The organism is Achromobacter spanius, assembly GCF_039673305.1.
Taxonomy (GTDB): domain Bacteria; phylum Pseudomonadota; class Gammaproteobacteria; order Burkholderiales; family Burkholderiaceae_B; genus Achromobacter; species Achromobacter spanius_F.
This window is the reverse complement of record NZ_JBDJLJ010000060.1, coordinates 1-26,036: the sequence shown is the minus strand read 5'-3', so window position 1 is coordinate 26,036 and position 26,036 is coordinate 1. Positions and strand designations below refer to the sequence as shown.

Genomic DNA, 26,036 nt, shown 5'->3' with positions numbered 1-26,036 from the left:
GAAGTGAGTAGACATGAAAAACAAGACAACCCTGATCCGGGCCGCGCTCGTTGCCGGCTTCGGCCTGAGCCTGGCCGGCGCCGCCGTCGCGGCCGACTATCCGTCGCAAGCCATCACCGTGGTCGTGCCGTACTCGGCGGGCGGCGGCGCGGACAACGCCGCACGCATCATCGCGCAGGGCATGGGCGAAGTGCTGGGCCAGAGCGTCGTCATCGAAAACAAGGGCGGCGCAAGCGGCTCGATCGGCGCCGCCTTCGTGGCCCGCGCCAAGCCCGATGGCTACACGGTGCTCTACGACGCCTCGGCGTTCTCGATCAACCCGGTGCTGCGCAAGCTGCCCTATGACGCGAAGAAGGATTTCATCCCCGTGTCGCAGGCCGTGAGCGTGCCCAACATCGTGGTGGCCGCGCCCGGGTCGGCCTTCAATACGCTGCCCGATTTCATCAAGGCCGCGCAGGCCGCGCCCAACCGCTACACCTACGCCTCCTACGGACCCGGCAGCCTGGCGCAAATGGCCGGCGAACTGCTGAAGAAGGACGCCAAGATCGAAGCCGTGCACGTGCCCTACAAGGGCGGCGCTCCGGCCATCGTGGACGTGATGGGCGGCCAGGTCGACGTCTACTTCGCCAACGCCGCGTCGAGCCTGAACTACGTCACGACCGGCAAGCTCAAGGCCCTGGCCGTGTCGTCGGCCAAGCGCATGCCCGAACTGCCCAACGTGCCCACCGTGGCCGAAGCCGGCATCAAGGACTTCGACGTGGTCGAATGGAACGGCTTCTTCCTGCCCGCCGGCACCCCGCCCGACGTGGTCGCCAAGCTGCAGGACGTTATCCAGAAGACCCTGCAGCGGCCGGAAACCCGCGAGAAGCTGGGCAAGCTCGGCCTCACGCCCGTGGGCAGCAGCTCGGCCGACTTCACCAAGTTCGTGGGCGATGAGCAGACGCGCTGGGATGCCGTGGTCAAAGCCAACAACATCAACGTGAACTGATCGCGGCGCACCCGAGCGCCCACAACGCCGGCACGCGACACGCGCGCCGGCGTTTGCGTTTATGCTCATCCCGGATCATCTCAGCAGGAGACACCATGAGCCGTAAAGACGATTTCGACAAGGGCCTGGCCAACCGCCGCGCCGTTTTGGGCGATGCCTGGGTGGAGCGGTCGCTTTCGCGCGCCACCGGCTTTACCGCCGAATACCAGAACATGATCACGCGCTACGCCTGGCACGACATCTGGAGCCGCGACGGCCTGCCGCGCAAGTCGCGCCGCATGATGGTGCTGGCCGTCACGCTGTCGCTGTCGCGCTGGGAAGAATTCGATCTGCACGTGCGCGCGGCCCTCACGGCCCCCGACGACTCGCGCCTGACGCCCGAAGAACTGAAAGAAGTGCTGCTGCAGAATGCGATCTACGCCGGCGTGCCCGCGGCGAACACCGCCTTCAACCTCGCGCAGGCGATTCTGCACGAAGTCGCCGAGCAGATCGGCTACGACCTGACTTCGGCTGACCCGCGCCAAGCCGACCTGTTCGACGACACGCCGGCCTGACGGGGCCTCGACAAGGAATCGCCTGGATGAATACCGCGCCGCTGCACATCGGAATCGTCGCCTGCTCCGCCGAAGGCGCCGCGCTCTGCTACCGCACCTTGTGCGCCGAGGGCGCGCAGCGCATGGGGCCGCATGCCCACCCCGAGATTTCGCTGCACACGCATTCCCTGGCGGACTACGTCGCTTGCCTGGATCGGCGCGACCTGGACGGCGTGGCTGCGTTGATGCTGTCGTCGGCCGGAAAGCTGGCCCGCGCCGGGGCTGACTTCCTGATCTGCCCGGACAACACCATCCACCAGGCGCTGGACCGGGTCGTGCCGGCGTCGCCACTACCTTGGCTGCACATTGCAGAGGAGGTCGCCACGGTGGCGGCGGCGCGTGGCTACCGGCGCGTCGGCATCCTGGGCACGCACTGGCTGGTGGACAGCGAGGTCTATCCCGCCGGGCTGCAAGCGCGGGGCCTGGACTGGGCACGGCCGGCGCACGACGACCGGCTGCTGCTGGGCCGCATCATCATGGACGAACTGGTCTACGGCGTGTTCAACCCCGAATCGGTGGCCCGCCTGCAGGGTATCGTCGAACGCCTGCGCGACGACGGCTGCGATGCCGTGGTGCTGGGATGCACCGAACTGCCGCTGGTGCTGAACGACGGCAATTGCGCGCTGCCGACGCTGGATTCGACCCGCATCCTGGCGCGGGCGGCGCTGGACCGCGCGCTGCGCGGGCGGGTTACGGGCGGCCCCGCCTGAAGCGGCCCCGCCTGCCGACCCCGTCAGATCTGGTCCAGCCCGTATTGCCGCAGGCGTTCCAGGTCCAGCACCTTGATCTGGTGGTAGGCCAGCGCCAGGATGCCCAGGTCGGCCAGCGTCTGGAGCGCCTGGTTGACCCGCTGGCGCGACAGCCCCGTCAGGTAGCCCAGTTCTTCCTGTGAGATCGCCAGGGTCAGGTCGGTGGACGGATAGAGCTGCGGATTGAAAAGCTGGGCCAGCGATTGCGCGACCCGCGCGTCGGCATCCAGCAGACGGTGGTTCTGGATGGACGCGATGAACTCGCCCATCCGGTCATTCAACTGGCCGATGACAAAATGCGAAAAAGGCAGGCTGGCCGCCAGCAGCGCATGAAACGTGTCGGCCGGCACCCGCATCACCAGCGACGGCTGGATGGCCACCACATCGTATTTGCGCAGTTCGCGCTTGAGGACGCTGCCCTCGCCGAACCACCCGCCCGGCGGCACCCCCGAAAAGGTGCAGCTGCGGCCCGACTCGTTGTAGATCGCCAGTTTCAGCAGGCCCCGGCTCACGCCCAGCCAGTAGTCGGACGGCGCATTGCGCCGCGCGATCCACGCGCCGTTGCCGACGCGTTCGGCGCGCGAGGTCGCCAGCACCAGGTCCTGGTGGCGGGCGTCCAGCGCCGCGAACCACGAACAGGCGCGAAACAGGGCCGGCAGCTCATCGGGGGAAACTGCGTTTGAAACATCGGACATGGCAAGAACCGTGTAAAACTTGGGGATGCGCGCCTGGCGGAAGGTCTGTCATGCAGGCGACAGACAGTATTTTCCGGCCGGCCATAAGCTAGGGCAAGCGACGGGGATCAAACCCTCGGTAGACAGATAAGGGGCTTGCCCGCCCCATTGGAGACTAAGCATGAGCGGCATGTTCGATCACGGCCTTGCGCGCCGCGAGGCCAATTACGAAGCCCTGACCCCCGTGGATTTCATTGCGCGCGCCGCGCAGGTCTACGGGCACCGGCTGGCCATCGTCCACGGCAAGACGCGCCGGACCTGGGCGCAGACCTACGAACGCGCGCAGCGCCTGGCCGGGGCGCTGGAACAGGCGGGCATCCGGCGCGGCGACACGGTCGCCGTCATGCTGCCCAACATTCCGGCCATGGTCGAGGCCCACTTCGGCGTGCCGATGCTGGGCGCCGTGCTCAATACCCTGAACACGCGCCTGGATACGCCCAGCGTGCTGTTCATGCTGGGCCACGGCGAAGCCCGCGCGCTGATCATCGACACCGAATACGCCGACCTCGCCCAGCGGGCCCGGGCGGAGTTTCCGCACCTGTTGGTGATCTCGGTGCACGACCTGGAAGGCGCGCCCGCCACCCTGCCCGGCGCCACCGACTACGAGGCCTTCCTGGCCGCCGCGCCGGCCACCTACGACTGGAAGCCGCCCGCCGACGAATGGGACGCCATCGCGCTGAACTATACGTCCGGCACCACGGGCGACCCCAAGGGCGTCGTCTACCACTATCGCGGCGCCTACCTGAACGCGGTCAGCAACATCCTGGAATGGGACATGCCCAAGCATCCCGTCTACCTGTGGACGCTGCCGCTGTTCCACTGCAACGGCTGGTGCTTCGCCTGGACCGTCGCCGCCCGCGCCGGCGTCAACGTGTGCCTGCGCAAGTTCGACCCCAAGACCGTGTTCGACCTGATCCGCGACGAAGGCGTCACCCACTACTGCGGCGCGCCCATCGTGCAAAGCGCGCTGGCCAACGCCCCGGCCGAGATGCGCGCAGGCATCACGCACACCGTGCGCACCATGGTGGCGGGCGCGGCCCCGGCGCCGGCCGTCATCGACAAAATGCGCGAGATCGGCTTCGAACTCACCCACGTGTACGGCCTGACCGAGGTCTACGGCCCCGCCGCCGTGTGCGCGCACCAGGACGCCTGGGACGCGCTGGACCCCGAGCGCCGCGCCCTGCTGACCGCGCGCCAGGGCGTGCGCTACCACCTGCAGGCCGGCGTATCCGTGCGCAACCCCGAAACCATGCAGGAAGTGCCGCCCGACGAAGAGACGATCGGCGAAGTCATGTTCCGCGGCAACATCTGCATGAAGGGCTACCTGAAGAACGAACGCGCCACCGAAGACGCCTTCGCCGGCGGCTGGTTCCATACCGGCGACCTGGGCGTGATGACGGCCGACGGCTATGTCCGCATCAAGGACCGCAGCAAGGACATCATCATCTCGGGCGGCGAGAACATCTCCAGCATCGAGGTCGAGGACGCCCTGTACCGGCATCCCGCGGTGGCGGCCGTGGCGGTGGTTGCGATGCCCGATCCCAAATGGGGCGAGACGCCGTGCGCCTTCGTCGAACTCAAGCCCGGCTGCACCGCCACCGCCGATGAGATCATTGCGCACTGCAAGCTGCTGTTGCCGGGCTTCAAGGTGCCGCGCGCCGTGCGCTTCGGCGAACTGCCCAAGACCTCCACCGGCAAGATCCAGAAATTCGAGCTGCGCGCCGCCGTCGGCGCCACCGCGGCCATCGACGTGGCCAACCCCGGCAAGCCGGTCTGAACCGCTTAACCGATACATCCAGGAGCACATGCGCCATGACGTACCAAGCCCCCGTGAAAGACATGCTGTTCGTGTTGAACCACCTGGCAGGCCTGCCCCAGGTGGCCGCCCTGCCCGGCTTCGAGGAGGCCACGCCCGACACCGCCCAGGCCGTGCTGGAGGAATCCGCCCACTTCGCCGCCGAGGTGCTGGCGCCGCTGAACCATCCGGCCGACCGCGAGCCTAGCGCCTGGCGCGACGGCGCGGTCACCACCGCGCCCGGTTTCAAGCAGGCCTTCCGCCAATACGCCGACGCCGGCTGGCAGGGCCTGGCCCACCCCGTGGAATACGGCGGCCAGGGGCTGCCCGGCCTGATCGGTTCGCCCTGCTCCGAAATGCTGAACGCGGCCAACCTGTCGTTCGCGCTCTGCCCGCTGCTGACCAACGGCGCCATCGAAGCCCTGATGACGGCGGGTTCGCCCGAACTGCGCGAGCGCTTCATCGGCCCCATGATCTCGGGCCAGTGGACCGGCACCATGAACCTGACCGAGCCGCAGGCGGGCTCGGATCTCGCCATGATCCGCACCCGCGCCCAGCCCGTGGGCGACGGCACGTACCGCCTGTCCGGCACCAAGATCTTCATCACCTATGGCGAACACGACCTGGCCGAGAACATCCTGCACCTGGTCCTGGCCCGGCTGCCCGACGCGCCCGAGGGCGTGAAGGGCATTTCCCTGTTCCTGGTGCCCAAGTTCCTGGTCAACGACGACGGCTCGCTGGGTGAACGCAACGACGTCGCCTGCGTGTCGATCGAACACAAGCTGGGCATCAAGGCCAGCCCCACCGCCACGCTGCAGTTCGGCGACGCGGGCGGCGCGCTCGGCTACCTGGTCGGCCAGGAGAACCGCGGCCTGGACGCCATGTTCATCATGATGAACGCCGCCCGCTATGCGGTCGGCGTGCAGGGCATCGCCATCGCCGACCGCGCCTACCAGCATGCGCTGGCCTATGCCGCCGAACGCGTGCAGAGCCGGCCGGTGGACGGGTCCTCGCGCGACGCCGTGCCCATCATCCAGCATCCGGACGTGCGCCGCATGCTGGGCACCATGCGCGCCCTGACCGAAGCCGGCCGCGCGCTGGCGTATGTCACCGCCGGCCATGCGGATCTGGCCCACGCCAGCCCCGATGCCGGCGAGCGCAAGCGCCAGCTCGCCATCCAGGAATTCCTGGTGCCCATCGTCAAGGGCTGGTGCACCGAAATGTCGATCGACGTCGCCAGCCTGGGCGTGCAGGTGCACGGCGGCATGGGCTTCATCGAAGAGACCGGCGCCGCGCAGTACTACCGCGACGCGCGCATCCTGACCATCTACGAAGGCACCACCGCCATCCAGGCCAACGACCTGGTCGGCCGCAAGACCCTGCGCGACGGCGGCGCCGTGGCGCGGATCCTGCTGGACGCGGTGCGCCAGACCGAAGCCGACCTGGAAGCGCGCAGCGAGCCCGCCGCCCAGCGCATGCTCAAGCCGCTGCGCGAAGCCCGCGAGGCCCTGGCCAGCGCGGTCGAATTCGTCCTGGCCAACGCGGCCGGCAATCCCAACGCGGTCTTCGGCGCGGCGGTGCCCTACCTGCTGCTGGCGGGCACCACGCTGGCCGGCTGGCAGATGGCCCGCGCGATGCTGGCCAGCCTGGACCTGCGCGCGCAAGACCCCGCCTTCCACGACGCCAAGATCGCCACCGCGCAGTGTTTTGCCCTGCACAAGCTGACGCAGGCGCCGGGACTGGCGGCGGTGGTGCTGGGGTCGGGCGACTATGAGGTGCAGCCGTAAGGGCTTACACCACTCGGCCTGCCGCGGCCCGTCCCTCCGGGGTCTTGCGGGCGCGCGGCACCGTCGCCGCCCAGAACAGCAGCGCGACCACGCTGATGCCCGCGCCCAGCGCACAGACCCCGAGCCAGCCCGACCGCGCGTAGACCGCCGTCGCGGCGATCGACCCCAGGCCGCTGCCCACCGCATAGAACATCATGTAGCCCGCCACCAGGCGGCTGTGCGCCTGCGCGCTGATGCTGAAGATCATCGCCTGGTTGGTGACATGCAGCGCCTGCAACGCCAGGTCCAGGACCAGCACGCCAAAGGCGAGCAGCCACAGGCTCTGTTCCAGGAAGGCGATCGGCGCCCACGCCAGGCATAGCAGGGCCAGTCCCGCGGCGGTGGTCCGCTGGCCGTGGCCGGCATCTGCCAGCCGCCCGGCGCGCGCCGCCATCAGCACGCCCGCCACCCCCACCAGTCCGAAGGCGCCCACGGCCGTGTGCGACAGCGCATGCGGCGGCGCGCTCAGCGGCAGCACCAGCGCGGTCCAGAATGCGCTGAACGCGGCGAACATCAACAGCGCGATCGTGCCGCGGACGCGCAGCACGCGCTCGGTGGCCAGCAGCGTGAAGACGGAACGCAGCAGCGCGCCGTAGCGCAGGCCCGCCGAAGGCAGGCGCCGCCGCGGCAGCCACCGCGCCAGCACCAGCGCGAGCAGCGCGGACAGCCCGGCCGACGCCAGGTACACCGCCCGCCAGTCCCACAGATCCGCCAACGCGCCGGCCAGCGTGCGCGCCAGCAGCAGGCCGATCACCACGCCTCCCTGGGCCGCGCCCACCACGCGCCCGCGCTCGGACGGCGCGGCCAGCGCGGCGGACAGCGCCAGCAGGCCCTGCGTCATCGCCGTGCCCAGCAGGCCCAGGGCCACCATGCCTGCCAGCAGCCAGGGCGTGTTCGTTGACGATGCCACCGCGCCCAGCGCCAGCACCAGCAGGCCCAGTTGCGCCAGCATCAGCCGGCGGCGATCCAGCAGGTCCCCCAGCGGCACGACGAAGAACAGCGCGAGCGCGCAGCCCAGCTGCGTGGCGGTGACAACGATGCCGACCGCCGCCTCGTCCATGCGGAATTCGCGCCCGATGGCGTCCAGAAGCGGCTGCGCGTAGTACACGTTCGCGACGCTGAGCGCGCATGCCGCAGCCAGCAGCAGGACCAGCGGAGCGGGCAGCGGGGCAGATGGCGGGGCGGGCGACGCAGGTCCGGCGCCGGGCGCGGCGGCATCAGGGGAAGCAGGAGGTTTCATGACAAATCCAGTTTTATTACGAAACCAGAATGCTAGGCCACAAGGTTTTATAATGCAACCAAATTGCATGCCATCCAGAAATCGGCCAGATATCCGCAACCCCAATCCGGCAAGGAAACCGACATGGTCAAACGCACCAGCCTTGAAGGCGCCGCCTGCCCGGTGGCGCGCTCGCTCGACGCCATCGGCGACTGGTGGTCGCTGCTTATCGTGCGCGATGCCTTCGACGGGCTGCGCCGCTTCGGCGAATTCCAGAAGAACCTGGGCATGGCAAAGAACATCCTCAGCGACCGCCTGCGCACACTGGTCGCGCACGGCATCCTGGCCGTTGCGCCGGCGTCCGACGGCAGCGCCTATCAGGAATACGTACTGACGGAAAAAGGCCAGGCCCTGTTTCCGGTGATCGTTGGCCTGCGCCAATGGGGCGAGGACCACTACTTCAGTCCCGACGAAGCGCATTCGGCGCTTATCGACCGCAAGCGGGGCCAGCCGGTGCGCCGGATGGAAATCCGCGCCCAGGACGGCCGCCTGCTTGCCGCTGGCGATACGGTCGTGCGCAAGGTGGCGTCTTCCGGGCTGGATCCGCAGACGGACTCGGCCGGGTGACCGGCGGTACGGCCCGGGGCTGGCCGTTGCCTTTGCCCTACGCCGCCGCCGGCCACCGGCCGGTCGCCAGCGCGGTCGGCGACCAGGCATCGAACCGCCACCGCAAGGCCAGCGCCCCCGGCCGCCTGACCGCCCTGCGCACGTGCACGCGCCACAGGCGCTCCGCGCCCTGGAACGTGGCAATCTCCGGATCGTCCAGGACCACCTCCGCCCGCCCGCTCAACTGCAGCACGTCGCCGCGCTCGAAGTCGATGAACAGCAGCCCGGCCACGGGATTGGCCGCGAGGTTGCCCAGGGTGTTGAAGAAACGGTTGCCGGAAAAGTCCGGAATGGTCAGCACGTCGCCGTCCACGCGCACGAAGCCAGGCTTGCCGCCGCGGTGCGAGACATCCACGCCGCGGCCGCCGGCGCTTTCCTCGCGGTCCATGTAGCTGGCGACGAAGAACGTATCGGACGCCGAGATCAGCGCGCGCGCCGCGGCGTCCAGTCCGCCCTGCTCAGGCAGCGCGGCGGCAAAGCGCAGCGACGGCGAACGCGAGAAATAGAAGTCGCGCGACTGGATGTACTGCGGGCAATTGCCGTAGGACTGGGCCACCGCCACCTCGAAGCGCTCGCCGTCCCAGGCTTTGACGCGGCCGTTCATGCGATTGCGCCGGCGCGTGTGCAGCTCGATGCCCAGCAGGCCCAGCGGCAGGCCCGGCCCCAGCCCGGCGCGCAGCGGATCGTCCGCGTCCGGCATCGCGGCGATGCGCAGGGTGTGCGGATCGGGCGACGCGGCAAAGCCGGGTTCCCCTTCCAGGATGCCGGCCCAGGGATCGCCTTGCGCATCGACCGCCCCGGCCACCAGGAAGGGAAGCTGCGCGAAGAATTCGCGATGCTGCTCGGGCATGTAATCGCGGATGACCTTGCGTCCGACCAGGTCCATGCGCGCGGCCACGCCCGCATGTTCCTGCAGGGCAAGCTCGCCGGCGTGCCAGGGCGACGGCGCGGTGTTCTCGGATGGGTTCATGACGGTCTCCTTGCGGGCGGCGCCCGCCTTCAGGCAGCCAGCAGGCCCACGGGCGACGATTCCATGGGCACGAAGCGCGGCAGGCTTTCGATGCGCACGAGCCAGGCCCGGATGCGCGGATACTGCGCCAGCGACACATTGCCCTCGGGCGCATGCGCCACGTAGGCGTAGCAGGCCAGGTCGGCGATGGTCGGCGCATCGCCCGCCAGGAAATCGCGGCGGCTCAATTCGCCTTCCATGACCGCAAGCAGGGCATGCGCGCGCGACAGCGTGGCGTCCACATCGAGCGGCGCGCCGAACAGCGTTACCAGCCGCGCGGACGCCGGGCCGGAAGCCAGCGGCCCCGACGCCACCGACAGCCAGCGCTGCACCATCGCCGCGCCGACGGGATCCTGGGGCAGCCACGCCTCGCCGCCATAGCGCTTTGCCAGATACACCAGGATGGCGGTCGAGTCGGCGATCACCACGCCGTTGTCGTCGATCACGGGCACCTGGCCGAATGCATTGAGCGCCAGGAATTCGGGGCGCTTCTGTTCGCGCTGGCGCAAATCGACGTCGACGACTTCGTGCGGCACGTCCAGCAGGGACAGCATCAGCGCGACGCGGTGCGCATGGCCGGACAGCGGATAGCGATAGAACTTCAGGGGGGTGGCTTGCACGGAGGGCTCCCGAGTGGATTCAGGGCTCCATCTTGGAACGCGCCGCCCGAATCGGGAACGGCCGGCGCAGGCAAGACACTATTGCCTTGGGTGAAATAAAGGCGGTGAAGCAAAGCCGGTCAGGCCGGCAGCGTCGCCAGGTCCCGGCGCAGCGCCTCGACGCAAAAGTCCACGAAGCTGCGCACCTTGGCCGAGCTCTTGCGCCCTTCCGGAAACACCACATGAACCGGCACCGGCGGCATCTCGAAATCGCGCAGCACCACCTGCAAGGCCCCGCTGGCAAGATGCGGCGCCACCTGGTAGGACATCACCTGCGTCAGGCCCCAGCCCTCGCGCGCCGCCATCACCGCCGCCTGGAACGACGTCACCGTGAGCTGGGATTGCACATTCAGCCGCCGGATCTGGCCGTCCTGCAGGAAACGCCATTGCGGCCCCCTGCCCTCCATCGCGGCCGTGATCGTGCAGAAGCTGTGCAGGGCTTCCGGGTCTTCGGGCTCGCCGCGCTGGCGCAGGAATGCCGGGGACGCGCACACCACGCGGCGCACGTGCCCGACCGGCACCGCCGTCAGCGTGGAATCGGGCAGCGGGCCGATGCGGACGGCGACGTCGATGTCCTCGTCCAGCAGGTTCACCACGCGGTCCACCAGCAGTGTGCGCACCGACACCTGGCGATGCTGGCGCAGATAGCCCAGCACCACCGGCATCACGTGCAGCTCGCCGAACAGCGCGGGCGCGGTGATGGCCAGCGCGCCGCGCGGCGCGGCCATGGCGCCTGCCGCGGCCTCGTCGGCCTGTTCGACCTCTTCCAGGATGCGGCGGCAATCGGCGGCATAGCGCTGGCCGGCTTCGGTCAGGCGCAGGCTGCGGGTCGTGCGCACCAGCAGCAGCGCGCCCAGGCGTCGCTCCAGCGCGGCCACGCTGCGCGTCACGGTGGGCGCGGACATCTCGAGGCGGCGGGCGGCCGCGGCAAAGCCGCCGGCATCGGCCACGGCCAGGAACACCGTCATCTCATGGAATTGATTCACAGCTCGCCGGGCTCCGGTATCTGAAAACGCCCCGCCGCCGACGCGGCGACGCTGTCATTGACGCATTGCACGAGGATTTCGTCCAGCGCGGCGCAGACCGGGTCGGGCCGCGCATGGGCGCGATACAGCGACAGCGCGATGACGGGCAATTCCGGCAGGCCATGTTCGCCCGGTTTCAATGCGCGGACGGTGGGCGGCAGGCCCAGGGGCGTGCGCACCGCCACGCCAAGGCCTGCCGCCACGGCGGCCCACAGGCCCGCCAGGCTTGGGCTGGTGAAGGCGGCCAGCCACGCAATGCCGGCGCGGTCCAGGGCATCCGTGGCGCAGCCGCGAAACAGGCACGGCGATTCGAAGGCGGCCAGCGGCAGCGCGCCGTCCGCGTCGGGCACGGGCGCGGGATGCGCCGGGCCGATCCAGCACATCGGCAGTTCGGCCAGGCGCTGCGCCTGCGGCAGGCGCGCATCGTGGTCCCAGGCCAGCGCCAGGTCGAGCTGGCCCAGCGCGATGCGCTCAAGCAGATCGGCGTTGCGCGTGACGTGGGCCTCGATCCTGACCTTGGGATGGGCGCGCGCGAACCGCCCCAGCACGCGGGGCAGCAGCATCTCGCCAAAGTCCTCCTGCAAGCCCAGCCGCACCTTGCCCTGCAGTTGCGCGCCGCGCACCGCGCGCGCCGCCTGGTCGTTCAGGTCCAGCAGCCTGCGGGCATACGCCAGCATGGTCTCGCCCGCATCCGTGAGCGCCAGGCCGCGCCCGTCCTTGCGCAGCAGCGCCACGCCGGCCTGCTCTTCCAGCTTCTTCAACTGCGCGCTGACGGCGGACGTGGACCGGCCCAGCCGGTCGGCGGCGCGGCCGAAGCTGCCCAGGTCGACGCCCGCGACAAAGCTGCGCAGCACCTCCAGGTCGAACGTGACGGGCCTCATGAAATTGTCCTGTTTTTCAAAACCATTAATACAAAACTTCCCGATTTTCGGAATCATGGTAGAGGCGCAGACTGGCGCCGTCAATTCACTTCCGAGCGTCCGCCATGTCCGATTCCCCGACTTCCCCGCTTGCCGTTGCGCAGCGTCCGCCCCATCGCTGGAAGGTGCTGGCCGTGGGTGTCGCCGCCAACACGGCGTTCTCGGCCGTCGCGGCGGGCTTGCCCACCACCGCCGTCTTCATGCGCACGGGCTACCGGCTGGACAACGACCAATTGGGCCTGGCGCTGGGGCTGCTGGGCCTGGGCGTGGCGCTCTTCGAACTGCCATGGGGTCTGCTGACCGACCGCTGGGGAGACCGGCCCGTGCTCCTGGCCGGCCTGGGTGCGACCGCGGCGGCGCTGGCCTGGATGAGCGGCTGGGCGGTTCCTGCCGGCGGCGCCGTGCCCAGCCTCTGGCTGCTGGCGGCGGGACTGGTGCTGGTGGGCATGCTGGGCGGCAGCGTCAACGGCGCAAGCGGCCGCGCCGTGATGGCGTGGTTCGACGAAGGCGAGCGGGGACTGGCCATGAGCATCCGCCAGACAGCGGTGCCGCTGGGCGGCGGCCTGGGCGCGCTGCTGTTGCCCTGGCTGGCGGCGCACGCAGGCTTCGGCGCGGTGTTCGGCGTGCTGGCGCTGATGTGCGGGGCCGCCGCGCTGCTTGCCGCGTGCTGGCTGCGCGACCCCGGCCTGCCGCAAGCCGCCGCCCTGTTGCCACGCCCCGCCGCCGCAAGTCCGCTGGGCGATGCCCGCGTCTGGCGCGCGGCGCTGGCGATCGGCATCATGTGCAGCCCGCAATTCGCCGTTCTGACCTTTGCAGCCGTCTTCCTGCACGACTATCTTCATGCCGGCATCGGCGCGCTGACCGCCGTGATGGTTGCCGTGCAATTGGGCGCCATGGCCGCGCGCATCGCGAGCGGGCGGTGGACGGACCGCCGCGGCAACCGCCGCGCCTCCCTGCGCGGTTGCGCGCGGCTGAGCTTCGCGCTGTACGCGGCGCTGGCGCTGGCCGCATGGACGGCCGGGCCGGCCCCCGCCGCCGGCACCGCCTTTGCCGTGGCCCTGCTGCTTGCCGCCGCGGGCATCTGCGCGTCCGCCTGGCACGGCGTCGCCTACACCGAACTGGCCACGCTGGCCGGAGCCTCGCGCGCCGGCACGGCGCTGGGCATGGCCAACACCAGTGTGTACCTGGGGCTGTTCGTCACGCCGCTTGTCATTCCCCATGTCGTGGCGGCAAGCTCGTGGCCCACGGCCTGGCTTGTCGCCGGAACCGGCATGCTGGCCGCGCTGCCGCTGCTGCCGCGCGCCGCCGCGCGTTCGGGCATCGACGCCGCTAGGCGCGAAATTCCTTGCGCAGCCACGCCAGGAAGGCCCTGACGGGCGGGTGGCGTTCGCGTCCCGGCGCGCACAGCGCGGTGTAGGCCGAACCCGCCACCCGCACCTCCCGCCGGTACGGCACCAGGGTTCCCGCGGCCACGCTGTCCGACACCATGACCGAACTGGCCAGCACCAGCCCCTGCCCCGCGATGGCGGCCTGCAGGGCATAGTGCTCTTCGGTGTAGGCGTGTTCCGCGGCGGGCCGGCGCCACGCCCGCAGGCCCGCGGCCTCGCACCATGCCTGCCAGCCCTGGTCATACAGTTCCGAATCGCGCCAGCGCACCGTCACCAGCGCAGGGGCGCGCCTGCCCGCCCGCGCGACCAGCGCCGGCGCCCCGTACACGCCGAACCACTCGGGCAGCGCGCAGGCGGCGTGCAGCGCGGGGTAGCGCTGCCGGCTGTAGCGGATGGCGACATCCACGCTGGCATCCTCCAGCAGGTCCACGGGGTCCGGATTCGCGTCAAGGCGCAACTGGTACCCGGGATGCGCCTGATGAAAGCGCCCCAGCCTGGGCACCAGCCACAGCGCCGCAAACGAATGGGTCGTGGACACCGTCAGCGCGCCCGACGCGGGCGCCGGCCGCAACGCATCCAGGGTCTGCGCCACGTCCAGCAACGCGCCGTGCACGCCGGCGAACAGGCGCGCCCCCTTGTCGGTCAGCCGGACGCCGCGCGGCACGCGGTCGAACAGCGCGCACCCCACGTGGCGTTCCAGCGCCTTGACCTGGTGGGACACCGCCGTCGGCGTGACGGACAGCTCGGCCGCGGCCAGCTTGAAGCTGCGCAGCCTGGCGGCGGCTTCGAACGTGCGCAGCGCGGTGACGGGAAGCGTGGCGAACATGGCCTGATTCCAAAGATGAATTCAGTTCATCTTAGTCAAGGAATCATCATTTGTCGCCGGCCTTCCTGAAGCTCAGTATCACGGCATCGAATGCGTTTTTTCATTCACATCCCGGAGCCAGACATGAATTCAGATCATCAAACGAAACGCCTGCTCATCCTGGTGGGCAGCCCGCGCCGCGACGGCAACAGCGCCGCATTGGGCGAGGCCGCCCGCCGCGGAGCCCAGGCGGCCGGCACGTCGGCGACGCTGCTGTTCCTGGACGACTACCTCCAGGGATTCCTGCCGGACCTGCGGCACGCGCAGCCCCCGGCCGACCGCTACGCGGAGCTGTTCCTGGAGCATTTCCTGCCGGCCGACGGCCTGCTGGTCTGCACGCCCATCTACTGGTATGGCATGTCCGCGCAGACCAAGGCGTTCTTCGACCGCTCGTTCGCCCATTACGCAGGCGCCGGCCCTGAACCCGGGCGGGTGATGGCCCGCATGACCGGCAAGCGGCTGGGCCTGGCGGTCGCCTCGGAAGAAACCTATCCCGGCGCGGCGCTCGGTATCGTGCACCAGGTGCAGGAGTACGCGCGCTATACCCGGTCGGACTTCGTCGGCTACGTGCATGGCGCCGGCAACCGGCGGGGCGAGGTCGCGCGCGATCCGCGGCGGCCGCTGGCGGCGGCGGAAACGCTGGGCAGGGAATTCTTCACCCGCAAGTATTCGGATTACCGGATCGAGACGCCCCGCAGTCACACTGTCTGGGAACCGGAAGCGCCGGCCCTGGCCAGCACGCCCGGCGTGCTGCCGTAGATCTGTTTGAACACGCGGGTCAGGTGCGCCTGGTCCGCAAACCCCACCGCGTGGGCCGCGTCCGCCAGCGGCAGGCCCGCCCGCAGCAGCGCGCGGGCGCGCGCCACCCGCCAGTTGCGCAGCCAGGCGTGGGGCGGGAGGCCATAGCGCCGGGCGAACTGCTTGACCAGCGTGGTCCGGTGCCGGTCCTGCGCCTGAGCCAGCGCCTCCAGGTCGGGCGCGCACGCGGGATCGGCCGCCATGCGCTGGCGCAGCAGGGCGCACATATCGGACATGTCGGCGGATGCGCTCGCCGGCGCCGGGCCTTGCGGCGCGGCATGGGCAGCCAGCAAGCCGAACAAGGCCGCGGAAATGCGCTCGCGGCGCAGCGCGGGCGGGATGTCGTCGGGCGTCAGCGCGTCCAGCCATTGCTCGCAGAGCGCGGGATCGGCGATGACCGGCCCGCCCAGCCGGGCGCCCTCGGCGTACAGCGTCCGTTCGTGGTCCAGGAACCAGGCGGGGTCGATATACGCCATGCGGTATGCCAGGGGCCGGGCGGACGTGCCGCCGGTGTGGACCTGTCCCGGGGCAATCAGGACCAGCTCGCCCTCGCCCGCCGCGTGCGGGTTGCCCTGCACGGTGAAGTCGCAACGCCCCTGTGCAATGGCGCCGATGGACCAGGCGTCGTGAAAATGCGGCGCATAGCGGTAGGCGCGCAGGTCCGCGATCAGCACGTCGCCGGGCAGGCCCGCGCCGCAATGCCAGATGTGTTGAGAAACCGCCATGAATGCGCCAGCCGATGGCGGCTAGCCGAAATAGCGCCCGTCCGATGTCAGTGAACGGGCCAGGAGCCACGCGTTGCGAGGATTTTCTCCCACCCGGCGGATGGCGTACGGCCACCAATCGGCGCCAAATGGCAGATAGACCCTGACGTTATAGCCCAATCCGCGAAGCGCCAGTTGCCAGTCGGGCCGGACGCCATAGAGCATTTCGAATTCGAAGTCGGCGGCGGACCAGCCGCGCTCGCGGGCCAGATCCATGATGGCGCCCGCCAGCCGGTCGTCGTGGGTGCCGAAGACCGGATAGAAGCCGGACGCCCGCGCTTGGCGCGACAGCATGATGGACGCCGCGTCCAGGTAGGCCTGGTCGATGCGGGCGCGTCCCGCGTGGTCCAGCGCGCGCTCGGGAAATGCGCCCTTCACCAGCCGCACGGAAGTGCGCTGGCCGATCGCCCAGGCCAGGTCCTCGGGCGTGCGCCGCCGCCGCGCCTGCAAGGTCAGGGCCGCGGGCAGGCCCGCCTCCAGCAGGCTCCGATGCAGGGCGCAGGTGCGGTCGCGGATGCCGGAGTCTTCCATGTCCAGCATCATCCCGTCGCGCCCGCCCCCCGCCGGCAGCGCCGCGGCGATGCGGCGCGCATTGTCCTCGCCCAGCGCGTCGCTGTGCATGTAGCCGATGGCGGTGGGATCGACGGATACGTGGACGTCCAGCCCTGCCGCGGCCAGCCCGCGGCACGCGCTGATCGCCTGGACCACGTTGTGCTCGATGGCGCCGCGGTCCGCCACGTACTCGCCCAGGTAGAACAGCGAGGCCCGGATGCCGTGCGCCTCCCGCAGGCGGACCGCGGTCCGCAGCGCGGATTCCAGGTCGGCCCCACCCACGAAGCGGCGCGCCAGCGACGACCGCGCCGCCATCGCCCGCATCGCCCCTCCGACCGCCGGACTGCGCGCAAGCGCGATCGTGCTTCTCTGGAAAATGCTCATGGCTCCCCCGCTCAAAGATCGGAACTATGCGGGGCAAGCCAGCGCCTGTATTGAACGCCCGTGAACGGGCGGCTACGCCCTGCCCGCCGCCAGCGCGCGACCGGCGCCGAACAGCGGCCGCTGCACGGTCTGCGCCAGCAGCACCCCGGCCAGGGTGACCGCCCCGCCCAGCAGGTGATAGCCGTGCAGCTGTTCGCGCAGCATGATGAAGGCGGCCAGCGCGGTGAAGAGCGGCAGCAGATTAATGAAGATGCTGCAGCGGTTGGGACCCAGCCGCTGCACGCCCTCGATCCACAGGTACGACAGCAGCACCGACGAGAAAATGCCGGCGTAGAGGATCAGCGGAACCGTATTGGCGTCCAGCGCCGCCTGCGCGGGCGGCACGCGCAGATACAGCGGCAGCATGTAGATCAGCGCGAAGATGGACTGCACGAACGTGGACTGCCAGGCCGGCACCGGCACCTTCCAGTGACGCAGCAGCACGCCGTACAGCGCATAGGACAAGGCGGCCAGCAGCATCAGGCCGTCGCCCACGTGGACGCCGTGCTGGAACACGCTGAGCATGTCGCCCTGGCCCACCAGGTACAGCAGGCCCAGGAACGACAGCGCCCCGCCGACGGCCATGCCCAGCGTAAGCGGATCGCGCAGGATCACGACGCTCAGCAGCATGCTGAGCAGCGGGATCAGCGCGGTCAGGATGGCCATGTTGGTGGCGGTGGTGGTCTCGGCCGCCCGGTAGGACAGCGCCTGGAACACCGCCGCCGACAGCGCGCCGTAGAGCGCCAGCTTGGGCCAGTGGCGCAGGATGACCTTGCGGTTGCGCCAGGCGGGCCGGGCGGTGAACAGGCCCATCAGGAACAGCGCCAGCAGCAGGCGATAGAAGGTGATGGCAGTCGGGGAGATGGCGCTGGCGGCCATCTTGGAGACGATGACGTTGCCCGCCCAGAACAGGATGGCGAACAGGGGAAACAGATAGGACATGACGGTTTCGCTCGAAGGATGGAGTCGGCTCCCCTCGCCCGCAGCCCTGGAAAACGGCTGCGCGCGGGGGATGACCGCTATCCTATTGAGCGGCGTTCAGCCCGTCTGCCGATGAAAAGGCAGGGCCTGTCGCAAAATGGACAGCCGCCGTGCCGTCACGGCCTGAACGGCGAGGCGTCCAGCGGCAATTCCATCCCGCCCATCTGCGCGGTGAGCAGCGCGGCGCTGCCGCAGGACAGGGTGAATCCCAGCGCGCCCTGGCCGATGTTGAGCCAGAGATTGTCGGCCGCGGGGCTGCGCCCGATCAGGGGCTTGCCCGTGGGCGTGGCCGGGCGCAGCCCGGCCCAGGGAATGGCCTGGCGCAGGTCCAGCCCGGGGAAGGCCTCGAGCACCTGCCGCTTGAGCAGGTCGATGCGTGCGGGGTCGATATCGGCGTTGTCGCTGCCGATGTCGACCATGGCCGCGATCCGCAGCACGCCGCCGACGCGGGCGTAGACGATGCGCCGCTCGTAGTCGGTCACGCTGATGCGCGGCGCGATCGTGTCGTCGTCCGCCAGCGGCACCGTCAGGCTGTAGCCCTTCAGGGGATACAGCGGCACGTCGTGGCCCAGGGGATTGAGCAGCGCGCGCGTGCCGATGCCCGTGGCGAGCACCACGGCGTCGGCGCCGATATCGCCATCGCGCGTGTTGACGGCGACGATGCGGCGCCCTTCGCGCTGCAGGCCGGCAACCGGGTTGGACATCGCGCACTGCACGTTGTCCATCGCCTGCAGGCGGTCGAACAGCGCTTCGGTGAACTGGCGGCAGTCGCCGGCCTCTTCGCTGGGCGTGTAGATGGCGCCCGCCAGGCTGGCTCCCATGCCGGCCAGCGCGGGCTCGCGCGCCACCGTCTGGGCCGCGTCCAGCACCTGCTGGTCGGCGCCGTGCGCCGCCTGGTAAGCCACCAGCGCGCGCGCCTTGTCCAGCAGCTCGGCGCTGCGGTAGGCGATCAGCTTGCCGTTCTTGAGATGGCCGAAGTCCAGGTTCTCCTGCTGCAGCAAGGAGTGCATCACATCGCGGCTGAGGTAGGACAGGGTCAGCAGCTGGGCGGTGGACGCCTTGGCCACCGACGCCCGGCACGCCAGCGCGAACTGCAGGCACCAGCGCCACTGGTGGAGATCCAGCCGCGGCCGGAAGCGCAGCGGCGAATCGTGGCGCAGCAGCCAGCCGGGCACGCTGGGCAGCACCCCGGGTCCGGCCAGCGGCGCGACATAGCTGTAGCTGAGCTGGCCGCCGTTGGCGTAGCTGGAGACCTCTGCAGGACGAGGCTGGCTGTCCACCAGCACCACTTCATGTCCCTGGCGCGCCAGGAAATAGGCCGACGTGACACCCACGACGCCGGCGCCGATCACGCAAACGCGCATACCGTTATCCAAAAAGACCGCGAAGAGGTCCATTCTGTAACGCGCGCGCCCACGCCGGCAAATGCCAAACGGCGCAGGGGCCATAACCAAACTTCATGCCCGCCTCAGGCGATGCGATGCAGCTTGATGATGGCGGCGGCGGTCGGTTCGCGCACCAGGTCGTCCAGGGTGTAGCCGTTGAGCGCGTCGTAGAACGCCTGCAGCGTCTTGGCCAGCACGCCCGACAGCCGGCAGACGCCGTCCAGCGCGCACGGCGGCTCATGGCAATCGATGAGCGGGCCCTGCTGTTCCAGTTCGCGGACCAGGTCGCCGACGCGGTAGTCCGTGGCCGGGCGCGCCAGGCTCAACCCGCCGCCCTTGCCGCGCGAGGTGCTGACCCACCCGCGCTGCGACATGAAATGCACGACCTTCACCAGGTGGTTGCGCGACAAGGCGAAGCGGTCCGCGATCTCGGGGATCGTGACGGCGGCGGGCCGGTCGCGGCACTGCGTCAGGTACATCAGGACGCGCAGGCCGAAGTCGGTGAATCGGGTCAATTGCATGGCGGGTTGGAGGGAGGGTTCGGCGGCCCGGAATTGCGGGGCCGCCAGCATACAACGATCAGGCGGGCGCGCCGCCCGTGCCGAAGGCCTCGGCGTGGATGCGGTCTTCAGCCACGCCCAGGCCCAGCAGCGCCTCGCGCTGTGCGCGCATGAAGGCGGCCGGACCACACAGATAATAGTCCGCGCCCGGCACGATGGCGTCGTCGCGGATGGCGCGCAGGTCGACGCGGCCCTGGTGATCGTAGTCGCGGCCGCGTTCGTCGGCGTGGCCGACCTCTTCGTAGAACACCGCCTTGCGCACATTGCCGCGTCCGGCGGCGATGTCGTTCACGTGGTCGCGCATGGCGTGCACGGAACGGTTGCGGCAGCCGTGCACGAAGCGGATCTGGCGGTCGTCGTTGGCGCGCACCAGGTGGTTCAGGATGGACACCATGGGCGTCAGGCCGACGCCGCCGCTCAGCAGCACGACCGGCGCGTTGCCGTCTTCGCGCAGATGGAAGTCGCCCTGGGGCGGCGCCACGTCCAGCACGCCGCCCTCTTCCAGGCGGTCATGCAAGGCGTTGGACACGCGGCCCGCGGGCGTCTGGTCGCCGGCCGGCTCGCGCTTGACGGAAATGCGCAGGCGATCCTGGCCGGGCGCGTCCGACAGGCTGTACTGGCGCGGCTGCATCAGGCCCAGTTCGGGCACATAGACGCGCACCGAGATGTATTGGCCCGGACGGTACGCCGGCACCGTGCCGCCGTCGGCCGGGGCCAGGTAGAACGACGTGATCTCGGCGCTTTCCGGCTGCTTGCCCACCACCCGGAACGCGCGCCATCCCGTCCAGCCGCCCGGCTTGTTCGCCGATTCCGCATACAGGCGCGCCTCTTCGGCGATCAGCAGGTCGGCCAGCTGGCCATAGGCCGCCGCCCACGCGTCCACCAGCTCGTCCGTGGCGGCCTCGCCCAGGACTTCGCGGATGGAGGCCAGCAGGTGCTTGCCCACGATGGCGTAGTGCTCGGGCCGGATGCCCAGGCTGACGTGCTTGTGCACGATGCGCGTCACGACCGGCATCAGCACGGAGGGATCGTCGATGTGCTCGGCGTAGGCCGTCACCGCGCCGGCCAGCGCATGCTGCTGCGCGCCGCCCGCCTGGTGGGCCTGGTTGAAGACGTGCTTGAGTTCGGGGTTGTGCTGGAACATGCGCGCATAGAAATGCTTGGTCAGCGTGACGCCATGGGTCTTCAGGACAGGGGCGGTGGCCTTGACCAGCGCGCGGATTTGGGGGCTCAACATCTACTGCTCCTTGGTATTGCGATCGTGCTCGCCTTTAAACATATATTTATAATACATCTTTAAATGCGGACCGCGAAATCGCGGTGGCGCAGCGGCTCAGCCTGCCTGCAAATGCCCCAGAAACTCCAGCGCGGGCAACGGACAGGAACTCCCGCCGACCCAGCGCGGGCGCAACGGTTCATGCGCCCCACCCTGCGGGCGCTGCCACACCACCGAGGCCATCCATTGGCCGCCAAGCCGGTAGGAACAGGCTTCCCAGGTTCCCGCCGGCGCACGCAATGCCATGCCAGCGCCCGTGGGGGCCAGGCCCACGGCCGCCATGTCCGCGGGAAAATCCAGGCCGGCGGCCTTCACAAAGGCCTCTTTGAGCGTCCACATCCTGTAGAACAGATCCAGGCGCGCATCGGCATCCTGCCCTTCCAGCGCATCGCGCTCGGCAGGATCGCAGACCCATTGCGCCAACCCATCGATATTGCGCGGCCGGATGGCTTCCAGATCGGCGCCGACTATCCAGCCGTCTGGCGCAGCCGCGCAGATCGCGTGTCCGCGGCTGTGGCTGAGCGACGTGGCGCTTGGCGCGGGCACGGCGTGGCGGACGGACTGAAGCAGCGCACGGCTGGTTTTCCAGTCGCGCAACGCCTTTGCACCGCGAATGGCAGCCGCCCGCGCCGCGTCCTGCGGAGCCAGCTCATTAACACGGTAATTAAAAGCGGCGGTTGGATCCGCCCACCAGATTAAAAGTTCCTGAATGCTCACGAAGGTAAGTAACTAATCGATAAAAATATATAAAAAACGGGTTATTTTGTGTAAAATGTAACCATCCAAAACATTTTAGGCACAGTTTGCCATAGTAGAATCGCGCGCTATGTTGACGTTCTCAATCGCGCAATGGCAAGGTTGGACTCCAGGATTTCAAGACCCGACCAGTTGGCAGGCGTGGGCTGAACATCCCTACTGCCCCTTCGGAGATCAGAGCGCTCCGCGCCTCGACTTCTTGCCCCCCATGCAACGCCGCCGCCTCAGCCCCCTGGCTCGCGGGGTGTTTGCCTGCGCCTGGCCGCTGGCGGACGGCTATCCGGACATGCCAATGGTGTTCGCTTCGCGTCATGGCGAAACAACACGCAACTTCGGATTGTTGCAATCGCTCGCGGCGGACGAACCCTTGTCCCCGACCGCGTTCGGCCTGTCGGTCCACAATTCGATCGCCGCGCAATGGTCGATCATACGCCGCGAAACCGCGGAATCCGTCGCCCTGTCGGTCGAGGACGACGGACTGGAGCACGCTTTCGTTGAAGCCGCCCTGCTGTTCGAACAGGGCCATGAGAACGTGCTGGTGGTGCTTGCCGAAGAGCTGCCGCCCCATGCCTACGCCCCCTGGGTGGACGATGTGCCGTTTTCCTACGCGGCCGCTTTCCGGGTGCGTCCCGGCACCGACTGGGCCCTGACGCTGGACCCGGCCCGCGCCGAAGACGACGCCCCGCGGATCTGGCCCAACCCGTTGAACCTGCTGCGCAACCTCGCGCTGCGGACTCCCGCCTGGCGGCATGCGAATCGCGTCCGCCAATGGACCTGGACACGTCTCGCATGACCAGCCCCGCGCAACTCCGGCAAGATTTCTGGCTCTGGCGCCTGGTCGCCACCGGCATGGCCTTCACCCTGTTCGGCCTGGGCGGCGTGCTGCTGCGCCTTATGGTGTTTCCGCCGCAGCGCCTGTTGCCGGGATCCCGGCGCGACCGGCAGCGCCGCGCGCGCTGGGCGCTGAACGGCACCTTCCGGCTGTTCATCCGCTTCATGGTCCGCGTGGGCATCCTGACTGTCGAATTCAAAGGCGCCGAACGCCTGGGCCGCCCGGGCCAGATGATCCTGGCGAACCACCCCTCGCTGCTGGACGTGGTGTTTCTTGTCGGACACGTGAAGAACGCCAACTGCATCGTCAAGCACGGCCTGGCCACCAATCCGTTCACGCGCGGCCCCGTCGCCAACGCCGGCTATATCACCAATGACGAGAGCTTCGACATGTTCGACCGCGCCGCCGACGTCCTGCGCAACGGCGAGACGCTGATCGTCTTTCCCGAGGGCACGCGCACGCCGCCCGACGCCATGCCGCAGTTTCATCGCGGCGCCTGCGCCATCGCATTGCGCGGGGCCAGCGTCGTGACGCCGGTCGTCATCCGGATGAACCCGCGCAGCCTGACCAAGGGCGAGCCCTGGTACCGGATCCCTGCCAGCCGGATGCGCTACGTCATCCAGGTTGGCGAAGATATCGACCCGACAACGTGGAGCAATGCGCATCCGCTGCCCATCGCCGGCCGCAAGATGAACGCACACCTGCATGCCTATTTCGAAGCCGAGCTGACGCGCACCGTGCCGGCCGGCGCCTCAATGAATGATCAGTCGCCCCAAGACAGTGGAAGTGGAGTCAAAGCTGGATGAATCAACTGGAACTTGAGCTGAAAACGCTCCTTATCGAATCCTTGGGGCTGGAAGACATCACGCCCGATGACATCGAGCGCGAAGCGCACCTGTTCGGCGACGGCCTGGGCCTGGACTCGGTGGACGCGCTGGAACTGGGCCTGGCGCTGCAGAAGCGCTACGGCATCACCATCGATCCCGAAACGCGCAACATGCGCGAGCATTTCGCCAGCATTGCCAGCCTGGCGGCATTTGTCACTGCGCAACGCCGCGACTGACGCATACGGAGCCACGATGCATACCCGCGAGGACATTTTCAATACGCTGCGCGGCGCGCTGGTCGAACTGTTCGAAATCGAACCGGAACGGATCACGCCCGACGCCCACCTCTACACCGACCTGGAGATCGACAGCATCGATGCCATCGATCTCATCGACCACGTCAGGCGGCAGACCGGGCGCAAGCTCGACGCCAACGATTTCCGCACGGTCCGCACCGTCGAAGACGTCGTGCAGGCCATGTTGCACAAGCAGGATCCCGCCGCATGAGGCGTGGCGTCGCGGCCGTCCTGGCCGCCGCCGGCGTGGCCTATCCCTTCATCGTCTATGCGACGCTGGAGCACGTCAGCCCGGCATGGCTGGCGCTGCCGCTGGCCCTGCTGTGGCTCGCGCGCGGCCTGACCGCGCGCGCCGCGCAGCCCGGAGATCGCCTGCTGCCCGCCTGCGCGCTCGCCTTCTGCGCAATTCTGGCATTGCTGAATTCGCAGGAATGGCTGCGCTGGTATCCCGTGCTGGTCAATGGCATGATGCTCGCCGTTTTCGGCCTGAGCCTGCGGGCCGGCCAGCCCGTGGTCGAGCGCCTGGCGCGCCTGCGGCACCCTGACCTGCCGCCCGAAGGCGTGCGCTACACGCGCAACGTCACGCGTGCCTGGTGCCTGTTCTTCCTGCTGAACGGCACGGTTGCCGCGGGACTCGCGGCCTGGGGGCCCTGGAGCTGGTGGATGGCCTACAACGGAGGCGCCAGCTATGTGCTGATGGGACTGCTGATCGCCGGGGAATGGCTGCTGCGTCCCGCCACGGCAAAGGCTGCCTGAGCCATGGCCTGGACTGCCCTGCCCCGCCTGCTGCTGCCTTCGGCGTCCCTGACCCCGGACCTCGTCGTCGCCGATTCGCCGCCGTTGTCGCGCGACGCCTTCGCGCAAGCCTGCCTGCGGATCGCCGGCGCCCTCCAAGCGCGTTCAGTCACGCGGGCCGCGCTCTGGTTCGAAGACGCCGCGGAACTGGCCTGCGCGCTGTTCGCCTGCTGGCGCGCAGGCGTCGTCGCCGTGCTGCCGGGCGACTGCCAGCCGCAGACCTGCGCCGCGCTGGACGCCACCGTCGACGCATGGCTGACCGATGCCGGCCTTCCCCTGCCCTCGGCCAGACCATGGCGCCTGGCCGACCTGGACGGCCATCCCCCGCTGGAACCGGCGGAATTGGACGTGTCCCAGACCATGGTGCTGTGCACCTCGGGGTCCAGCGGGACGCCCAAGCACATCGTCAAGCACTGGCGCCAACTGGCGCAGGAAGTGCAGGCCCTGCAGCAACAATGGCCCGATACGGATGCGCCGGTGCTAGGCAGCGTCTCGGCCCAGCACATGTATGGCCTGCCCTTCCGCGTGCTGTGGCCGTTGTGCGCGGGCCGGCCTATCGACCGGCGCCAGCGGCTCTATCCTGAAGACCTGCAGCAGGCCAGCCTGCGCCACCAGACCTTCACCTGGATCGCGAGTCCGGCCCTGCTGCGCCGCCTGGGGCAGCGCCTGGACTGCGCGCAGCTGCGCGGCAGGCTGATCCGCATCCATTCGTCGGGCGGCGCGCTGCCGATCGAAGTCTCCGACGACATCGAAAGATCGCTCGGCCTGCGTCCGACCGAAATCTACGGCAGTTCGGAAACCGGCGCCGTCGCCTGGCGCACGGGCGCCGCCGATTGGCAGCCATTGCCCGGCGTTGCCGTGTCCCTGAACGAGGGCGCCCTGCACGTCACGTCGCCCTGGGTGAACGAGGCCGACCAACTCACCGCCGACGGGGCGGAAATCACGGGCGACGGTTTCCGGCTGCTGGGCCGCCTGGACCGCATCGTGAAAGTTGAAGAGAAGCGCATTTCGCTGCCGCTGGTCGAGCAGGCGCTGATGCGGCACGAGTACGTGGCGGATGCGCGGCTGGGCAGGCGGGCCGGCGCCGCCCGGCTGGCGGCCCTGGTGGCCGTGTCCGCGCGGGGCCTGCACGCGCTGCGCAACCGGGGTCGCAAAGCCGTTGTGGACGCCTTGCGGGTCCATCTGGGCGCGGGCTTCGAATCGCTCGCCATCCCGCGCACCTGGCGGCTTTTCCGTCACCTGCCCGGCAACGCGCAGGGCAAGCTGCCGCAGTCCGACTTCGAAAGCGCGGCGGGCCCCCGCCCGCTGGCGCCCGCCGCCGCGCCGGCGGACGCGCCCGGGCGGCCGGAAAACGA

At 69.3% G+C, this 26,036-nt stretch carries 28 protein-coding genes; 14 read left to right on the top strand and 14 right to left on the bottom strand.

Features of this window, described 5'->3' with window-relative positions; all coding sequences use genetic code 11:
- Positions 1-13: 13 nt before the first annotated feature.
- The 3 genes from ABE485_RS26910 (at position 14) to ABE485_RS26900 (ending at position 2,291) form a co-directional block, all read left to right on the top strand.
- Positions 14-988, top strand: a complete 975-nt coding sequence (locus ABE485_RS26910) for a tripartite tricarboxylate transporter substrate binding protein (protein ID WP_346518310.1) — start codon at positions 14-16, stop codon at positions 986-988.
- A 95-nt stretch (positions 989-1,083) separates the two neighbouring features.
- Positions 1,084-1,542, top strand: a complete 459-nt coding sequence (locus ABE485_RS26905; protein WP_346518309.1) for a carboxymuconolactone decarboxylase family protein — start codon at positions 1,084-1,086, stop codon at positions 1,540-1,542.
- A gap of 26 nt (positions 1,543-1,568) precedes the next feature.
- The gene (locus tag ABE485_RS26900; protein ID WP_346518308.1) at positions 1,569-2,291 is read left to right on the top strand and encodes an aspartate/glutamate racemase family protein; all 723 of its coding nucleotides are present in this window, start codon (positions 1,569-1,571) and stop codon (positions 2,289-2,291) included.
- Positions 2,292-2,314: 23 nt separating this feature from the next.
- Here the strand turns inward: ABE485_RS26900 and ABE485_RS26895 are convergent, their stop codons facing one another.
- Positions 2,315-3,025, bottom strand: a complete 711-nt coding sequence (locus tag ABE485_RS26895; RefSeq protein ID WP_346518307.1) for a Crp/Fnr family transcriptional regulator — start codon at positions 3,023-3,025, stop codon at positions 2,315-2,317.
- Positions 3,026-3,185: 160 nt separating this feature from the next.
- Between ABE485_RS26895 and ABE485_RS26890 the strand changes: the two genes are divergently transcribed.
- Together ABE485_RS26890 and ABE485_RS26885 are read left to right on the top strand one after the other, a co-directional pair.
- Positions 3,186-4,841, top strand: a complete 1,656-nt coding sequence (locus ABE485_RS26890; RefSeq protein WP_346518306.1) for an acyl-CoA synthetase — start codon at positions 3,186-3,188, stop codon at positions 4,839-4,841.
- 35 nt (positions 4,842-4,876) lie between these two features.
- The gene (locus ABE485_RS26885) at positions 4,877-6,646 is read left to right on the top strand and encodes an acyl-CoA dehydrogenase (protein ID WP_346518305.1); all 1,770 of its coding nucleotides are present in this window, start codon (positions 4,877-4,879) and stop codon (positions 6,644-6,646) included.
- Positions 6,647-6,650: 4 nt separating this feature from the next.
- On the opposite strand, the gene ABE485_RS26880 is transcribed toward ABE485_RS26885, so the two are convergent.
- Entirely contained in the window at positions 6,651-7,925 is a 1,275-nt protein-coding gene (locus ABE485_RS26880; RefSeq protein WP_346518304.1) for an MFS transporter, read from the bottom strand.
- A 123-nt stretch (positions 7,926-8,048) separates the two neighbouring features.
- Here ABE485_RS26880 and ABE485_RS26875 point away from each other — a divergent pair, with 123 nt between their 5' ends.
- Entirely contained in the window at positions 8,049-8,531 is a 483-nt protein-coding gene (locus ABE485_RS26875) for a winged helix-turn-helix transcriptional regulator (RefSeq protein WP_346518303.1), read from the top strand.
- A 37-nt stretch (positions 8,532-8,568) separates the two neighbouring features.
- Here the strand turns inward: ABE485_RS26875 and ABE485_RS26870 are convergent, their stop codons facing one another.
- The 4 genes from ABE485_RS26870 to ABE485_RS26855 all read right to left on the bottom strand — a co-directional run bounded on the left by ABE485_RS26870 (position 8,569) and on the right by ABE485_RS26855 (position 12,144).
- Complete coding sequence (locus tag ABE485_RS26870; RefSeq protein WP_346518302.1) at positions 8,569-9,540, bottom strand: pyridoxamine 5'-phosphate oxidase family protein; 972 nt, start codon at positions 9,538-9,540, stop codon at positions 8,569-8,571.
- Positions 9,541-9,569: 29 nt separating this feature from the next.
- Positions 9,570-10,199, bottom strand: a complete 630-nt coding sequence (locus ABE485_RS26865) for a glutathione S-transferase family protein (protein ID WP_346518301.1) — start codon at positions 10,197-10,199, stop codon at positions 9,570-9,572.
- Between the two features lie 119 nt (positions 10,200-10,318).
- A complete protein-coding gene (locus ABE485_RS26860) occupies positions 10,319-11,224 on the bottom strand; it encodes a LysR family transcriptional regulator (protein ID WP_346518300.1) in 906 nt (301 codons plus the stop codon).
- Positions 11,221-12,144: a LysR family transcriptional regulator gene (locus ABE485_RS26855; protein WP_346518299.1), complete on the bottom strand. Its 924-nt coding sequence runs from the start codon at positions 12,142-12,144 to the stop codon at positions 11,221-11,223. The genes ABE485_RS26860 and ABE485_RS26855 overlap by 4 nt, the downstream gene beginning before the upstream one ends.
- 104 nt (positions 12,145-12,248) lie before the next feature.
- Here ABE485_RS26855 and ABE485_RS26850 point away from each other — a divergent pair, with 104 nt between their 5' ends.
- Positions 12,249-13,556: an MFS transporter gene (locus ABE485_RS26850; RefSeq protein WP_346518298.1), complete on the top strand. Its 1,308-nt coding sequence runs from the start codon at positions 12,249-12,251 to the stop codon at positions 13,554-13,556.
- Here ABE485_RS26850 and ABE485_RS26845 read toward each other — a convergent pair.
- Positions 13,513-14,397, bottom strand: a complete 885-nt coding sequence (locus ABE485_RS26845) for a LysR substrate-binding domain-containing protein (RefSeq protein ID WP_346518297.1) — start codon at positions 14,395-14,397, stop codon at positions 13,513-13,515. The genes ABE485_RS26850 and ABE485_RS26845 overlap by 44 nt on opposite strands.
- A gap of 123 nt (positions 14,398-14,520) precedes the next feature.
- Between ABE485_RS26845 and ABE485_RS26840 the strand changes: the two genes are divergently transcribed.
- Complete coding sequence (locus tag ABE485_RS26840; RefSeq protein WP_346518296.1) at positions 14,521-15,195, top strand: flavodoxin family protein; 675 nt, start codon at positions 14,521-14,523, stop codon at positions 15,193-15,195.
- On the opposite strand, the gene ABE485_RS26835 is transcribed toward ABE485_RS26840, so the two are convergent.
- From ABE485_RS26835 to ABE485_RS26805, 7 genes are all read right to left on the bottom strand, one after another.
- Positions 15,135-15,959 carry a helix-turn-helix transcriptional regulator gene (locus tag ABE485_RS26835; RefSeq protein ID WP_346518295.1) on the bottom strand — a complete coding sequence of 275 codons (825 nt, stop codon included), beginning with the start codon at positions 15,957-15,959 and terminating at the stop codon, positions 15,135-15,137. The two genes, ABE485_RS26840 and ABE485_RS26835, sit on opposite strands and share 61 nt — an antisense overlap.
- A 21-nt stretch (positions 15,960-15,980) precedes the next feature.
- Complete coding sequence (locus ABE485_RS26830; protein WP_346518294.1) at positions 15,981-16,934, bottom strand: proline dehydrogenase family protein; 954 nt, start codon at positions 16,932-16,934, stop codon at positions 15,981-15,983.
- Positions 16,935-17,006: 72 nt separating this feature from the next.
- Complete coding sequence (locus tag ABE485_RS26825; protein WP_346518293.1) at positions 17,007-17,915, bottom strand: DMT family transporter; 909 nt, start codon at positions 17,913-17,915, stop codon at positions 17,007-17,009.
- A 155-nt stretch (positions 17,916-18,070) separates the two neighbouring features.
- Positions 18,071-19,318, bottom strand: coding sequence for a D-amino acid dehydrogenase (locus ABE485_RS26820; protein WP_346518292.1), 1,248 nt, complete (start codon positions 19,316-19,318; stop codon positions 18,071-18,073).
- A 104-nt stretch (positions 19,319-19,422) separates the two neighbouring features.
- Positions 19,423-19,860 (bottom strand): Rrf2 family transcriptional regulator, encoded by a 438-nt coding sequence (locus tag ABE485_RS26815; protein WP_346518291.1) that lies wholly within the window; start codon positions 19,858-19,860, stop codon positions 19,423-19,425.
- Positions 19,861-19,918: 58 nt separating this feature from the next.
- Positions 19,919-21,136 (bottom strand): NO-inducible flavohemoprotein, encoded by a 1,218-nt coding sequence (gene hmpA, locus ABE485_RS26810; protein ID WP_346518290.1) that lies wholly within the window; start codon positions 21,134-21,136, stop codon positions 19,919-19,921.
- Between the two features lie 96 nt (positions 21,137-21,232).
- Positions 21,233-21,772: a 4'-phosphopantetheinyl transferase family protein gene (locus ABE485_RS26805; RefSeq protein ID WP_346518289.1), complete on the bottom strand. Its 540-nt coding sequence runs from the start codon at positions 21,770-21,772 to the stop codon at positions 21,233-21,235.
- A gap of 229 nt (positions 21,773-22,001) precedes the next feature.
- Between ABE485_RS26805 and ABE485_RS26800 the strand changes: the two genes are divergently transcribed.
- From ABE485_RS26800 to ABE485_RS26775, 6 genes are all read left to right on the top strand, one after another.
- Positions 22,002-22,724: a beta-ketoacyl synthase chain length factor gene (locus tag ABE485_RS26800; protein ID WP_346518288.1), complete on the top strand. Its 723-nt coding sequence runs from the start codon at positions 22,002-22,004 to the stop codon at positions 22,722-22,724.
- Positions 22,721-23,569, top strand: a complete 849-nt coding sequence (locus ABE485_RS26795; RefSeq protein ID WP_346518287.1) for a lysophospholipid acyltransferase family protein — start codon at positions 22,721-22,723, stop codon at positions 23,567-23,569. Before ABE485_RS26800 ends, ABE485_RS26795 begins: the two co-directional genes overlap by 4 nt.
- Positions 23,566-23,826 (top strand): phosphopantetheine-binding protein, encoded by a 261-nt coding sequence (locus ABE485_RS26790; protein ID WP_346518286.1) that lies wholly within the window; start codon positions 23,566-23,568, stop codon positions 23,824-23,826. The genes ABE485_RS26795 and ABE485_RS26790 overlap by 4 nt, the downstream gene beginning before the upstream one ends.
- A 16-nt stretch (positions 23,827-23,842) precedes the next feature.
- Entirely contained in the window at positions 23,843-24,097 is a 255-nt protein-coding gene (locus tag ABE485_RS26785) for an acyl carrier protein (protein ID WP_346518285.1), read from the top strand.
- Positions 24,094-24,642 (top strand): hypothetical protein, encoded by a 549-nt coding sequence (locus ABE485_RS26780; RefSeq protein ID WP_346518284.1) that lies wholly within the window; start codon positions 24,094-24,096, stop codon positions 24,640-24,642. Before ABE485_RS26785 ends, ABE485_RS26780 begins: the two co-directional genes overlap by 4 nt.
- Before the next feature lie 3 nt (positions 24,643-24,645).
- Positions 24,646-26,036: AMP-binding protein (locus tag ABE485_RS26775; protein ID WP_346518283.1), on the top strand; the 1,391-nt coding region annotated here is incomplete at its 3' end.